General features: G+C 68.1%; 13 protein-coding genes. 4 read left to right on the plus strand and 9 right to left on the minus strand.

The features are described 5' to 3' along the window. Positions 1-51: 51 nt before the first annotated feature. Positions 52-1,029: a uroporphyrinogen-III C-methyltransferase gene (locus ACLD02_RS03230; RefSeq protein WP_410297923.1), complete on the plus strand. Its 978-nt coding sequence runs from the start codon at positions 52-54 to the stop codon at positions 1,027-1,029. Continuing rightward, positions 1,026-2,264 (plus strand): heme biosynthesis HemY N-terminal domain-containing protein, encoded by a 1,239-nt coding sequence (locus ACLD02_RS03235; RefSeq protein WP_410297924.1) that lies wholly within the window; start codon positions 1,026-1,028, stop codon positions 2,262-2,264. The genes ACLD02_RS03230 and ACLD02_RS03235 overlap by 4 nt, the downstream gene beginning before the upstream one ends. A gap of 17 nt (positions 2,265-2,281) precedes the next feature. Here the strand turns inward: ACLD02_RS03235 and ACLD02_RS03240 are convergent, their stop codons facing one another. The 8 genes from ACLD02_RS03240 to ilvD all read right to left on the minus strand — a co-directional run bounded on the left by ACLD02_RS03240 (position 2,282) and on the right by ilvD (position 11,388). Continuing rightward, positions 2,282-2,839, minus strand: a complete 558-nt coding sequence (locus ACLD02_RS03240) for a membrane integrity-associated transporter subunit PqiC (RefSeq protein ID WP_410297925.1) — start codon at positions 2,837-2,839, stop codon at positions 2,282-2,284. Between the two features lie 48 nt (positions 2,840-2,887). Then, positions 2,888-4,525 (minus strand): intermembrane transport protein PqiB, encoded by a 1,638-nt coding sequence (pqiB, locus tag ACLD02_RS03245; RefSeq protein ID WP_410297926.1) that lies wholly within the window; start codon positions 4,523-4,525, stop codon positions 2,888-2,890. Next, positions 4,494-5,816 (minus strand): paraquat-inducible protein A, encoded by a 1,323-nt coding sequence (locus ACLD02_RS03250; protein WP_410297927.1) that lies wholly within the window; start codon positions 5,814-5,816, stop codon positions 4,494-4,496. The genes pqiB and ACLD02_RS03250 overlap by 32 nt, the downstream gene beginning before the upstream one ends. 196 nt (positions 5,817-6,012) lie before the next feature. Further along, complete coding sequence (locus ACLD02_RS03255; protein ID WP_410297928.1) at positions 6,013-7,023, minus strand: 2Fe-2S iron-sulfur cluster-binding protein; 1,011 nt, start codon at positions 7,021-7,023, stop codon at positions 6,013-6,015. 8 nt (positions 7,024-7,031) lie between these two features. Further along, positions 7,032-7,739 carry a class I SAM-dependent methyltransferase gene (locus ACLD02_RS03260; RefSeq protein ID WP_410297929.1) on the minus strand — a complete coding sequence of 236 codons (708 nt, stop codon included), beginning with the start codon at positions 7,737-7,739 and terminating at the stop codon, positions 7,032-7,034. 2 nt (positions 7,740-7,741) lie between these two features. After that, complete coding sequence (locus ACLD02_RS03265; RefSeq protein WP_203103490.1) at positions 7,742-8,128, minus strand: MAPEG family protein; 387 nt, start codon at positions 8,126-8,128, stop codon at positions 7,742-7,744. Positions 8,129-8,221: 93 nt separating this feature from the next. Beyond that, a complete protein-coding gene (locus ACLD02_RS03270; RefSeq protein ID WP_410297930.1) occupies positions 8,222-9,523 on the minus strand; it encodes a DsbA family protein in 1,302 nt (433 codons plus the stop codon). A gap of 17 nt (positions 9,524-9,540) precedes the next feature. Next, the gene (ilvD, locus tag ACLD02_RS03275) at positions 9,541-11,388 is read right to left on the minus strand and encodes a dihydroxy-acid dehydratase (RefSeq protein WP_203103488.1); all 1,848 of its coding nucleotides are present in this window, start codon (positions 11,386-11,388) and stop codon (positions 9,541-9,543) included. A gap of 279 nt (positions 11,389-11,667) precedes the next feature. Here ilvD and vapB point away from each other — a divergent pair, with 279 nt between their 5' ends. Together vapB and vapC are read left to right on the plus strand one after the other, a co-directional pair. Then, entirely contained in the window at positions 11,668-11,898 is a 231-nt protein-coding gene (gene vapB, locus ACLD02_RS03280) for a type II toxin-antitoxin system VapB family antitoxin (protein WP_410298626.1), read from the plus strand. Further along, positions 11,898-12,296, plus strand: coding sequence for a tRNA(fMet)-specific endonuclease VapC (vapC, locus tag ACLD02_RS03285; RefSeq protein WP_410297931.1), 399 nt, complete (start codon positions 11,898-11,900; stop codon positions 12,294-12,296). The genes vapB and vapC overlap by 1 nt, the downstream gene beginning before the upstream one ends. A gap of 12 nt (positions 12,297-12,308) precedes the next feature. Here the strand turns inward: vapC and argA are convergent, their stop codons facing one another. Continuing rightward, entirely contained in the window at positions 12,309-13,646 is a 1,338-nt protein-coding gene (argA, locus tag ACLD02_RS03290; protein WP_410297932.1) for an amino-acid N-acetyltransferase, read from the minus strand. Positions 13,647-13,648: the final 2 nt, after the last annotated feature.

Genomic DNA, 13,648 nt, shown 5'->3' on the forward strand with positions numbered 1-13,648 from the left:
TATCTTGAGTTGATTGCCGGGAAAGGGAACACACCAATAAAGGGAGACCCCATGACGCACCGCCCCCTCCGCCGCCAACAGGGCCTGAGCCTGTGGCCGCTGCTCATCGTGATCGTGATTCTGGCCGCCCTGGGCGCCGCCGGCTGGTGGGGCTGGCAGCAATGGCGGGTGCTGGAAAACGATCGCCAGAGCCTGGACGGCCGCATCGCCGAACTGCGCGCGGAGCTCGATCAACAGAGCCGCGAGCGGCGCCAGGCGGAGCAGGCGCTGCGCGATCAGCAGGAACGCCTGCAGGCGCGCCTGGCCCGGGATCGTGAAGCGTTGGCGGATGTGCGCCAGGGCGGCCAGACCCTGTGGCTGGCCAACGAGGCGGAGGCGCTGGCCAGCCTGGCCGGGCAGCGGCTGCTGCTCACCGGTGACGCCGCCGCCGCCCGGCGCTTGCTGGAGGCCGCCGACCAGACCCTGGCACGGCTCGACGATCCCGACGCGCTGCCGGCCCGCCAGGCCCTGGCGGTGGACATGGAGAAGCTCAACGGCGCATTGCAGGTGGACATTCAGGCCATGGTGCTGCGCCTGGGTGCCCTGCAGGCGCTGGTGCCGGAGCTGGCGATGCCGGAGCGGGACGCGCCGCCGGAGGCGCCGGTGCCGGACCAGGACCAGGGCTGGTGGGCCCGGTTGCTCTCGCAACTTCCGGTGACGGTGCGCCGCCACGAAGGTGAGGTGCCCCTGCCGCTTACCGAAACCCAGGCCGCCACCGTGCGCCTGACCCTGGATGCCAGCCTGCAACAGGCCCGGCTGGCGTTGATGCAGGGCCGTGAAGAAGCCTATCGCCAGGCCCTGGACAGCGCCCGCGCCACGCTTGACCAGTGGTTCCGCGACGATCAGGGCCGGGTGCGTCAGATCCGTGCCGCCCTGGACGAGCTGGACGGTCAGGCGGTGAGCCAGGCGTTGCCGGACATCGGCGCCGGTCTGGATGCCATCCGCCAGCTCAAGCGTGACCTGCTCAAGCGCGAGGAGGGCGGCCAATGAAGAAAGCCCTGCTGCTGATCGTGGCGGCCCTGGTGGCCGCCACTTTGCTGGGGCGCTGGATGGCGGCGGATTCCGGCTACCTGCTGGTGATCCGTGACCACTGGCGTCTGGAAAGCACCCTCGGCTTCGCGGTGCTGGCGCTGATTCTGGGCGCGGTGGCCCTGGTGGTGCTGACTCTGTTCCTGAACCTGCTGTGGAATGCCGCCGAACCGCTGCGCGCCACCCGTCGCTTCCGCCTGCGGGTGGCGCGCCGGCGGTTGCGCAGCGGTTTCATCCTGCTTATGGATGGCGAACCGGAAAAGGCGGAGCGGTTGCTCAGCGCCGCCGGTCGTGATGGCGACTGGCCCCTGGCGGCCTGGCTGCTGGCCGCCGAGTGCGCCCGCCAGCGCGGTGACGCCGAGGCGCTGGAGCGATATCTGGATGCGGCCGCTCGCTGCCGCCGTGGCGACGCCGTGGCCGGTCTGATGCGTGCCCGTTTCGCCCTGGACGAAGGCCGCCCGGACCAGGCCCGGCGGGAGTTGCAGGGGCTGGCGGAACGGGCGCCGGGCAACCGCCGCGTGCAGGTATTGTACGCCGACGTGCTGGAACGCGAGCGGGACTGGGAGGCGCTGTGCGCCCTGTTGCCGCGCCTGCGCCGCGCTCTCGGCGAGCAGCAGGCGGCGCGTCGGGAACGGCGCGCCTGGCTGGCGCGGTTGCAGCACCTGGGCCAGAAGCCCGGCTTCAACGACGCGGAAAGCCGCGCCAGGGAACTGCGCGAGCTGTGGAAGGCGGTGCCTACCGCCCTCAAGCACGATCCGGCCATGGTGGCTCGCTATGCCGGTTTCCTGGCGCAATTGGGGGAAGGCCGCCGCGCTCTGCAACTGGTCCGTGATCAGTTGGAGCGGGACTGGGATGACCGTCTGCCGCCGGTGCTGGAAGCCATCGACGATTTGTCGCCGGATGATCTGCTGCAGACCCTGGAAAAATGGCTGGTGGAGCGCCCCGGCAACGCCGCCGTGCTGGTTACCGCCGGGCGGGTGGCGCTGAAGGCGCGGCTGTGGGGCAAGGCGCAGAATTTCTTCGAAGCCGCCGCTAACTCCAGCCAGAGCGCCACCGCCCTGGCGGAGCTGTCACGGCTGTACCTGGCCCTGGGGGATCGCACCAAGGCGGCCCGGGTGCTGGAACGGCGGGTGGCGGAGCTGGGCGGATCGCTGCCGGCTTTGCCATTGCCGGAGAATGCGACTCAGCATTCTTGAGGCTTCGGCGCACCGCTTCAGTCGCGATCATCCCGATCACCGGAATTCTCCACTCTGGCGTCGTGCATCAACGCCGCCAGCCGCCGGGCGATATCCCCGGCTGCTTCCATCCAGGCGGCGTCCAGGCGCAGCACCAGTTCCTCGTAACCGTCCCGCTCCAGCGCCTGGCGCTTGTCGAAGGTGCCGCCGACCGGGGGCCCGCCCGTGCCCTGGAAGCGCCATTCGCCGCTGACCCGGGCATCGCCGTCGGTGGTGCCCTGGAAGCGGCTCACCGTGACCCGCAATTCGCCGTCCGTTTTCGGCAGTGCCGCCGCGAGTGATCGTTTCAACTGCTCCTCCAGGGGCTCGGCCCAGCGGTGCGAGCGGGCACTGGTCAGGGTGGCGGGGCCGGTTTCCAGCACCAGGCCGGCCTGATCCAGGTAGCCGGCCACCTGAAGGCGCAGCGCCAGGGGCTGCTGTTGCGCCGCCAGGCGGGCCGAGGGCAGCAGGTAATGCCGTTCGCCGGTAACGGGTGCCTGGGCGCAGGCGGTCAGGGCCAGCAGCATCAGTAGCAGGAGAGGAAGTCTGATTGCCATCTTTGGCTCCGGGCGGTTGTTTGGTTGGTCATTGTCATGCGCTCAGGGCTATTCATCTCGCGCTCTGGGCAGGGGGTCCTCCGGCGGTTCGCGGGAGAAGATCAGGGCGTTGGGCTTTTCGCGCAGGGTGCGCAGCAGCGGCTCGGCGTCGCGCAGCACCTGCTCCAGGCGCTCCAGGGTATCGGAGAGCTGCTGGCCATCGGCGCCGGACAGGCCGTCCAGGGTTCGCTCCAGGGAGGCCAGGGTGTCGTTGAGCTGCCCCGGAAGCTGCCGGGTGCGCGGGTCGCCGAGCAGGGCTTCCAGGCGCTGCGCGGTGGCGCTGATTTCCTTGAGGGTGGCCTCGGAGGCGGCCAGGTTGCGGTCCAGCCCCTCGGCGATGTCCCGCAGCGGCAGGCTATTGAGGGTGTCCAGCAGGCCGCTGATCTGATTCTCGATCTGCGCCAGGCCATTGGAGGTGGTCGGGAACACCGGCACGCTCTCGAACCGGGTCGGCTCGTAGGCGGGCACGTCACGGTGGAAGTTGAGGTCCACGAACAGGGCGCCGGTAAGCAGGTTGCCGGATTTCAGCGAGGCGCGCAGGCCGTTGCCGAACATGCGCTCCAGGCGTTCGCGCCAGTCGTCCAGCAATACCTCGCTGCCCTGGGTGATGCGTTGCGGTTCGACGCGGATCAAGACCGGTATCGAGAAGCGGCTCAGCGAATCCGGCTGTTCACCGGTGAATTTCCAGGGCACCTGCTCCACGGTGCCCATGCGCACGCCCCGGTATTCCACCGGCGCCCCCCGGCTCAGGCCGCGCACCGTGTCTTCCACCAGCAGGACATATTCCAGGTACTGATCGAACAGCCCCCGGCGGGCCGCCTCCTGGTCGGCGTAGAGGGTGTACTCATCGCCCTCCTTGGCGGGGCTGCCGGCGGGCATGGTGTCGTCGGGCACGCCGAAGGCGATGCCGCCGCCGAGCAGAGTCTCCAACGATTGCAGATTGACCCGGAAGCCCTGGGAATCGAGCTGAAAGCCGACCCCGGACACACTCCAGAAGCGCGTGGTATCGGAGACCAGCACGTCGTAGGGCTTCTCGATGAAAATGCGGTGCTCGATGCTGCGGTCCTCGGCGATGAATTCGGTGTCCACCACCCGGCCCACGGTGAGGTTGCGGAACGTTACCGGATCGCCAGTGGTGACGCTGTTGCCCGGTTCACTGTGCAGGGTCAGGTACAGACCCCGGGCACCGGCCTCGGTAACCGGTGGTTGCTCCTCCACGGTGAAGCGGCGCTTCTTCTCGTTACCATCGCCGGGCAGCAGCTCGATGTAGGCGCCGGACAGCACCGTGCCCAGGCCGCTGATCCCTTCCCGGCCAATACGGGGTTTGACCACCCAGAAGCGGGTGTCCTCGTTGAGCATGCGGTCGGCGCCGTCCTGCATGCGCGCGGTGACCAGGGTATGGCGCAGGTCCTCGGACAGGGTCACGGTCTCCACCGTGCCGACCTGCACGCTGCGAGTCTTGATCGGCGTCTTGCCGGCCTCGATGCCTTCCGCGTCCTGCAGCTTCAGGGTGATCATCGGGCCCTGGCCGGCGAGATGATCGAACGCCAGCCACAGGCCGATCAACAACGCCGCCAGCGGGATCAGCCAGACCGGCGAGAGACGGGGCAGGCGCTCATGAACGGCGCGCGAGGGAGTCGAGCTCATTGTCATCCCGGGGTTGGGCGTCCGGTTCCGGGGCCGGCCCCTGCCGGTCCCAGATCAAACGCGGATCGAAACTGAAAGCGGCCAGCATGGTCAGCACCACCACCGCCGCGAAGGCCAGGCCACCGGGACCCGGGTCGATGGACAGCAGATTGCCCAGTCGCACCAGGGCCACCACGATGGCCACCACGAACACATCGATCATCGACCAGCGACCGACCCATTCGGTAATCCGATACAGGCGCATCTGGGCGGCCATGTCGAGGGGCGCGTCCCGGCGTGCCGCCAGGCACAGCCAGGCGAGAGCCATGATCTTGCCGAAGGGTACCAGAACACTGGCGGTAAAGATGATCAGGGCGATCGGCCAGTCGCCGTGCTGGAGAAACTGCAGCACGCCGGAAATGATGGTGGCCGGCTGGGTGTGGCCCAGGCTGGTGGTGATCATGATCGGATACAGGTGCGCCGGAAAGCAGAACAGGGTGGCCGCCACCAGTAGCGCCCAGGTGCGCTGCAGGCTGCCCGGATGGCGCCGATGCAGGCGACCGCCGCAGCGCACGCAATGCCGGTGGCCATCCAGGGCCTGGAGCTGGCCACACTGCTCGCAGCCCACCAGGCCCTGGGCGGCGGCGGTCATACCGGGCCGGGCCCCGGCGGGAACCTTTGGCGGGCCGGCCAGGCGCGCCCACAGCGCCAGCGGGTGAAGGCGCTGAACCGTGATCAGCAGTGCCAGGGCGAAGCCGGTGAAGGCCCAGAAGCCCGGTTCCAGGGACACCTCCGCCATGCCCACGATCTTGATCAGGCTGACCAGGGCGGCGATGGCAAACACGTCGGCCATCATCCAGGGTTGCCAGCGGGGCAGGGCGCGCACCAGGGCGGCGGTGCCGGGCAGTGGCCCGGCGCGCCGGCGCAGGCTGGCGTGCACCCACAGCAAAGCGCCCAGGAAACAGGCTGGCAGCACCACGATGGTGGCGAACACCACCACCGCCAGGGCGGGGTGGTGGAAGGCGGCCAGCTGGGTGGCGGCATCCAGCAGCCCCATCTGGTCGCCGACGCCATTTTTCTCGAAGCGGATATAGGGAAACGCCAGCGCCACCGCGAGCAGGATCAGGGCGGTCACCGCCAGGGCCGGGCTGGTCTGGTCATGGACCGTATGGCGGGCCAGCGGGTGCCGGCAGCGCGGGCAGCGCACCCATTCCCCCGGCGCCGGATCGGTCACCGACAGCACCAGGTCGCACTGCGGGCAGGGCAACAGGGTGGCGTGGGGATCGGTGCTCGGGGGGCGGGTATCGTCCATGGGGCGACCGTAGACTGGGGATGGCTTATTGTGCCGGGCGGGGGGTGTGGACGCCAGACGCTGGACGCTGGACGCTTTAACCCGGGCCTGAAATCCATGGCGCGCCACGGCCAGGAAGGTGAGGCCGGGCAGGAAACACACCATTCCTTCCAGCTCAGGGTTTTAGCGTCCGGCGTCCGGCGTCCAGCGTCTGGCGTTATTCCCGAGGCGCGTAATCGAACACGTCGGAGTGGATGTTCTCCGCCGGCACCCCTTCCTCCACCAGAGCGTCGAACACCGCCCAGGCCATGGCCGGGGAGCCGCCCACGTAGAACAGCGGTTCGCGGGGTTCGGCCAGGGCTTCCAGGGCCGCTTCGTGGACCAGACCCACGGCGTGGCCGGGCTTGCTCATGTCCGACAGGGCGGTGACGGCGTGGAAGTCGCGCAGTTGCGCGCTCCAGCGGGCGGGCAGGTCGGGCAGATAAAGGTCATCCTCGGTGCGCGCGCCCCAGAACAGGCGTACCGGCAGCGGATAGTCCAGCTCGATCAGACGTTCGATCATCGCCTTCACCGGGGCGAAGCCGGTGGAGCCGCAGATAAACCACAGTGGCCGGTCGGGGGCGCCATCGATGAAACGCTGGCCGTCCGGCAGGGTCACCGCCACCGTGGCGCGTTCGCTCAGATCCGCCATGATGGCGTGGGCGGCACTATTGTCGGTGGCGTGGCGCACATGCAACTCCAGATCGCGACCGCCGGGGGCGTTGGCGATCGAGAACGGGTAGCTGCCATGCTCCAGCTCCAGAATCAGGTACTGGCCGGCGTGCCAGCGTACCGCCTTGCCGGCGGGCAGACGCAGCCACACCCGGGTGACATCGTGGTTGAGCGGTTCTCGCTGGACAATCTGGCACTGCAGTCGGTGCACGGGCAATTCGCCCGGCGCGGTGATCTCTGGCACGTCGATCTCGCAATCGCTGATCGGAATGGCCACGCAGTATAGCACCCGGTCCGCCCGGGGCTCGCCGGCGTGGATGATCGTGTCTTCGTGGGCGCCGCCACCGCGAGTGTGGCGTACCGAGCCGGCGCCGAGCCGGCCCAGGCAGCGCTCGCAGACGCCGTTGCGGCAGGCATGGGGAAAGCCGAATCCGGCCTCCCGGCCGGCGCTCAGGATGGGGACGCCGTCCGGGCAGATCAAGGTATGGCGCCCGTTGATCAGGACACGGTGGGCCACGGCGGGCTTCAGCCCACCTTGCGGCCGGTGATGATGCTCTTCACATGCTCCAGGTCCGCCCAGGCCCCTTCGGCGAAGATTTTCTTCACGTCGTCCACCACCGCCTGATAGCCATAACGGGGATGGGCGTCGTGCACCGCCACCCGGGCGCCGGGGTTGAGGTGTGGCTCGAAATCCTTGAAGTCCCGGTAGGCCTGTTCATGGTTGCCGTCGATCCACAGGAAGTCGATCTTCACCGACGGGTCCCACTGGGCGGCGGCTTCCTGGGAATAGCCCTCGATCAGGTCGAACATGCCTTCGAAGCCGTTGCGGCGCAGCCGCTCGGCCACCAGCGCCTTGGTGGGCTTGTTTTCCAGCGGCACCAGGTTGTCGGTGAGCTCCTCCTGCTTGCCCAGGTCGGAGTTGAACGGGTCGATGGCGTAGATGTGTCCGCCTTTCTTCTTCAGGCCGCGCAGCAGGTAACTGGTGGACAGACCGCCGTAGCAGCCGATCTCCACCACCACGCCGCCCTTGGGCACCTGGCTTGACCACTGGGTGAGCATGGCCGCCTCTGTGTGGCGGATCATGCCGCCGTAGGCGCGTTTGTCATACTTGCGGCCACGCAGCAGGCCCATCACGTTGTGATAGACCGGCCGCGAAAAGCCGCTGATCAGTTTCGGGCCTTTCTCGGTCCAGGCTTTTTCCAGAAAGGCGTTGGTCGATTCAGTTGCTGCCATCTTTAACCCGCGGTGCCGACGAAAAGAGCAATGATACAGCCCATGCCGAAAAACCACACCAGGGAGCGAGCGCTGGCCCAGTCGGCGATGTAACAGACGCCATAGAGCACCCGGCTGAGCACGAAGGCCACGGCGATGCCGTCGATGGTGCCCTGGGGCGCGGTGTGCGCCAGTTGGGCGATGATCACCGCCGCGGCGAATGCCGGGTTGATCTCGAAGCTGTTCTGCTGGGCCCAGTGGGCGCGTTTGCGGGCGCCGCTGAGGGTCTCCAGGAATTCCCGGGGGTTATGGTTCTCGCGCAGGCCGAAGCCGCCCTGGAACTTGGCGAACCCGGTGAAGGCGAAGGGAAGCAGAAAAGCGACCAGTACACACCAGAAGGCTAACGTCATGAATCAGGTCCTCGCTGTATTTGTTGTGTTGTGGAGCGGCTGAACAGGCGAGCCGCCCGGCCGCTCCTACGGTGGCCCGGCGGGCCGCCGGGATCAATGACCGTTGCGTAACAGGACCCGCTCCACCAGGGCCAACCGGTCCTGGCCCCAGATCAGGGTGTCGCCGCTCTGGAAGCTCGGCACGCCCCAGCCGCCGGCGTCCATCATCGCCGCCCGGTTGGCCTCGGCGCGGGCCTGCCACTGGTCGTCGCCCAGCCAGCGGCGGGCCCGGTTCCAGTCCAGGCCGGCCTGCCGGGCCAGCCGCGACAGGCCGGCGTCGCCGGCCACGTCCACGCCCTGGCTCCAGATGCCCCGGGCGGCGGTGAGCAGCCACTCGCGCAGGCGGCCCTCCTTTTCCGCGAACGGCCACAGCGCCATGCAGCGTTCCACGCCCGGGCCCACCGGGTCCTGGATCTTGCCGAACGGCACGCCGTGCAGCCGCGCTTCCCGGGCCGCGTCGGTGACGATGTAGAGACGCTTGGCCCGGGGCACGGTCAGGCCGCGCATCACCATGGGCAGTATCGGCCGTACCTCCAGCTCCACGCCGTAGTGGTCGGCCAGGGCGTAGGCGCGCTCCAGGGCCAGGTAGGAATAGGGGCTGCGAAACGAGAAATAGAACGCCAGACGTGTGCCTTCCGGTGCCGCAGGGCCGTCCAGACGGGCGTGCTTGGCGGCCCCGTAGTCCAGCGGCCAGGGCCCCCCACCCAGGCCCAGTGCTTCCAGGCGCCGGGCCAGATGGTCGAGCCGTTCCAGGCTCCAGTACCACTCACCCTGGTAATGCAGCGTGGCCGTCAGGTAGTGGCCGTCGGCGAGGAACTGGTCGCGGCGGGCCTCCATGGCGAGCCGCGCCTGGTCCTCGGGCTGTTGGCCATGGCTGGCGAGCAGTTGCTCCAGGCGTTCGTCGTCGCCGGCCCAGAGCGCCTGGCCCAGAGCATGGGCCAGGCTCCAGAAGCGTTCGTCGCCTTCATGCTTGAGCAGGCAGCGGGTTGCCGCCAGGGCGCGTTCCGGGTCCGGTGGCGTTGCCCCGGTGGGGAATTCCAGGCCGTGCAATTCGGCCAGGGCGGCGGCGTCCTGGGGCGCCAGGTCGCGCAGCATATCCGGCGCCGGGTACAGATTGGCGTCCAGGTAGAGCATCACCCGGGGAATGATGCGCAGTCCGAAGTGCTCGCCGAAGGCCGGCAGAGCCTGGGCCATGAGCAGGGAATAGGGGTCGTCGACGCGGAAATGGAAGGTGGCTTCGTGGGGGCGGCGGGCCAGCCGCCGGCGCCATTCCAGAAGCCGGCGGCGCCAGCGCTCCCGGCCCGGGCTGGTGAGCAGCCGGGCCAGGTGGGGCATCAGTCGGCGTTGCAGGCTCATCCGTGACCCTCCCGCCGTTACTCGCCGATCTGGCCGAGGTCGCGTACCGCCCCGCGGTCGGCGCTGGTGGCCAGGGCGGCATAGGCGCGCAAGGCGGTGGATACGTTGCGCTGCCGGATCTCCTTGGGCCGCCAGGCCAGCTTGCCGCGTTTCTCCATTTTTTCCCGGCGGTGGGCCAGTTCCTCGTCGCTTACCGCCAGACGGATGGTGCGGTTGGGGATGTCGATCTCGATGGTGTCGCCTTCCTCCACCAGGGCGATGGCGCCGCCCTCCGCCGCTTCCGGTGAGGCGTGGCCGATCGACAGCCCGGAGGTGCCGCCGGAGAAGCGGCCATCGGTGAGCAGCGCGCAGCTTTTACCCAGGCCCTTGGATTTCAGATAGCTGGTGGGGTAGAGCATTTCCTGCATGCCGGGGCCGCCTTTCGGACCCTCGTAGCGGATCACCACCACGTCGCCGGCCACGATCTGATCGCCGAGGATGGCGCGTACCGCGGAGTCCTGGGATTCGAACACCCGCGCCCGACCGGTGAAGGTGAGGATGGAGTCGTCCACGCCGGCGGTCTTTACGATGCAGCCCCGTTCGGCGATGTTGCCGTACAGCACCGCGAGCCCGCCGTCCTTGCTGTAGGCATGCTCGTAGTCACGGATGCAGCCGTTGGCGCGGTCGGTGTCCAGGCTGTCCCAGCGGGTGTCCTGGCTGAACGCGGTCTGGGTGGGGATGCCCGCCGGCCCGGCGGTGTACATCTTCTTCACCCCCTCGTCGCTGGTGCGCACCACGTCATAGTGCTCCAGCGCCTCGGCCACGGTGGCGGAATGCACCATGGGCAGGTCCCGGTGCAGCAGGCCGGCCCGGTCCAGCTCGCCGAGAATGCCCATCACGCCGCCGGCGCGGTGCACGTCTTCCATGTGGTACTTCTGGGTCGCCGGCGCCACCTTGGACAGGCACGGCACCTTGCGGCTGAGCCGGTCGATGTGTTCCATGGTGAAGTCCACCCCGCCTTCCTGGGCGGCGGCCAGCAGGTGCAGCACGGTGTTGGTGGAGCCGCCCATGGCGATGTCCAGGCTCATGGCGTTCTCGAACGCCTTGAAGGAGGCAATGTTGCGCGGCAGCACGTTCTCCATGTCCTGTTCGTAATAGAGCCGCGCCAGGTCGACGATGCGGCGGCCGGCTTCCAGGAACAGTTCGCGGCGGTCGGCGTGGGTGGCCAGCAGCGAGCCATTGCCCGGCAGCGACAGGCCCAGGGCCTCGGTGAGGCAGTTCATGGAGTTGGCGGTGAACATGCCGGAGCAGGAGCCGCAGGTGGGGCAGGCGGAGCGTTCCACCTCGGCCACGGTGGCGTCGTCCACCTTGTCGTCGGCGGCCATCACCATGGCGTCCACCAGGTCCAGTTTCTGCTCGCCCAGTTTGGTCTTGCCCGCTTCCATGGGGCCGCCGGAGACAAAAATCACCGGGATGTTCAGGCGCATGGCGGCCATCAGCATCCCCGGGGTGATCTTGTCGCAGTTGGAGATGCACACCAGGGCGTCGGCGCAGTGGGCGTTGACCATGTATTCCACGGAGTCGGCGATGATGTCGCGGCTGGGCAGCGAATAGAGCATGCCATCGTGGCCCATGGCGATGCCGTCGTCGACCGCGATGGTGTTGAATTCCTTGGCGATGCCGCCCGCGCGTTCCACCTCGCCGGCCACCAGTTGGCCCATGTCCTTCAGATGCACATGGCCCGGCACGAACTGGGTGAAGGAGTTGGCGATGGCGATGATCGGCTTGCCGAAATCGTCGTCCTTCATGCCGGTGGCGCGCCACAGGGCACGGGCGCCGGCCATGTTGCGGCCATGGGTGGTGGTGCGGGAGCGGTACTGGGGCATGGGATCCTCGCTGCTGCCGGGTGTTCGGGACCGGGCATTGTAGCGCAGCGCGGCGGGCAAGGGGGAATATCGCTTGTCCCGGTGTGGGCCAGGGCGCACACACTATCCGGGATGTCCTACATACCAGCCTGTGCGGGAGTGTTAGCGTTCGCCGTGAACGGAACAAAAAGGAGGCAGGACATGGAAAGTCGAATTGAGGAAGTGGCGTATATCCCGTTGACATATACAACACGAAGAGCGAGCATGACGGCGTTGATCCGTAATCCGGAGGAAGGCGCCATGGAAAAGACCACTGTATTCAAGAGCAACCGCACCCAGGCGGTGCGCCTGCCCAAGGCGGTCGCCTTCCCGGATGACGTCAAGCAGGTGGAGATCGTGGCCCTGGGCCGGGCGCGCCTCATCGTGCCCGCCGGGGAGGCGTGGGACTCCTGGTTCGAAGGAGCGGACGTAAGCACGGATTTCATGGCCGACCGCCAGCAGCCGGATGATCAGGAGCGCGAGGGGTTCTGATGCTGAAATATATGCTGGATACCAATATCTGCATCTTCACCATCAAGAACAAACCCACGTCGGTGCGCGAGTCGTTCCAGCGTTGTCAGGGCCGCATGTGCATCAGTAGCGTTACGCTGATGGAGTTGATTTACGGCACCGAACGTTCGGCCCGCCCCCGGGACAACCTGGACGTGGTGGAAGGGTTCGCGGCGCGCCTGGCGGTGCTTGACTACGGCACCGAGGCGGCCGTGCACACCGGTGAACTGCGCGCGGAATTGGCCCGGGCGGGCACCCCCATCGGCCCCTATGACCAGATGATCGCCGGCCACGCCCGCGCCCTGGGTCTGATCCTGGTCACCCACAATAGCCGCGAGTTCGACCGGGTGCCTGGCCTGCGCGTGGAAGACTGGGTGTAGCGCCCGGGGCGGCTACAGGCTCTTAACGAACACCTTGGAGTTGCGCTGCCAGTTGTACAGCGCCTGGCGCTGGGCGGGCAGGGCATCCACGCTGGCCGGCTCGAAGCCCTGTTCCCGGAACCAGTGGGCGGTGCGGGTGGTGAGCACGAACAGCTTTTGCAGGCTCTGCTCGCGGGCGCGTCGTTCCAGGTAGCGCAGCAGTTGCAGGCCGCGCTCGCTGTTGCGGTAGTGCGGGTGCACCGCCACGCAGGCCAGCTCGCCGATTTTCTCTTCCGGGAACGGGTAGAGGGCGGCGCAGCCGATCACCATGCCGTCGCGTTCGATGATGGCGAAGCGATGAATCTCGTTTTCCAGCCGTTCCCGGGAGCGGCGCACCAGGGTGCCGTCCTCTTCCAGGGGGGCGAGCAGTTCCAGGATGCCGCCGACGTCGTCGATGCGCGCGCCGCGCAGGGTCTCGTAGGTTTCCCGGGTGACCATGGTGCCGCAGCCATCGCGGGTGAACAGCTCGCGGATCAGGGCGCCGTCCTCGCGGGCATCAAGCAGGTGGGCGCGGGCCACGCCGTTGCTGGCGGCGTGGCAGGCGGCGGTGAGCTGGCGGTCCACCGGGTCGGTGCTGAAGCGCTCCTGGGCGAGCAGGCGGCCGGCCTCCTGGGGGGTGAGTTCGCGCAGCAGGCGGCCTTCATCGTCGTCCACGCGCAGGCCCTCGCCAAGCACGATGAGCTTGTCGGCGGCCAGGGCGATGGCGGTGTTGGAGACCACTTCCTCGGCGTTCAGATTGAACAGTTCACCGGTGGGCGAGGCGCCCAGGGGCGAGAGCATGACCACGTTGCCGGCGTCCAGCTGGCGGCGGATGGCGTCCACCTGGATGCGCCGCACCTCGCCGGTGTGCTGGTAATCGAAGCCGTTGCGCACGCCCACCGGTTTGGCGATCACGAAGTTGCCGCTGATCAGTTGGATGGCGGCGTTATGCATGGGCGAGTTGGACAGCCCCATGGAGAACAGCCCTTCCAGCTTGAGGCGCAGGGCGCCCACCGCGGCGGTCACCTCTTCCAGGGCGGCGGCGTCGGTGATGCGGGTGTGGTTCTCGAAGCGGCTCTCCAGCCCGGCGGCGTCCACCCGCCGGCCGATTTGCGGCCGGGCGCCGTGCACCAGCACCAGCCGCGCGCCCAGGGCGTTGAGCATGGCCAGGTCATGAACCAGCGCCGGCAGGCGCGGTGAATCCAGCACCTCGCCGCTGATCAGCACCACGAAGGTGCGATCGCGGTGAGCGTTGATGTACGGCGATGAATTGCGGAACCAGGCGACCTGGTTGTCGGTGTCGGACACGGGGCTCTCGGTGTGGGTGGTCATGG

Origin of the sequence: Alloalcanivorax sp. C16-2, assembly GCF_046507615.1 — a bacterium.
Taxonomy (GTDB): Bacteria; Pseudomonadota; Gammaproteobacteria; order Pseudomonadales; family Alcanivoracaceae; genus Alloalcanivorax; species Alloalcanivorax marinus_A.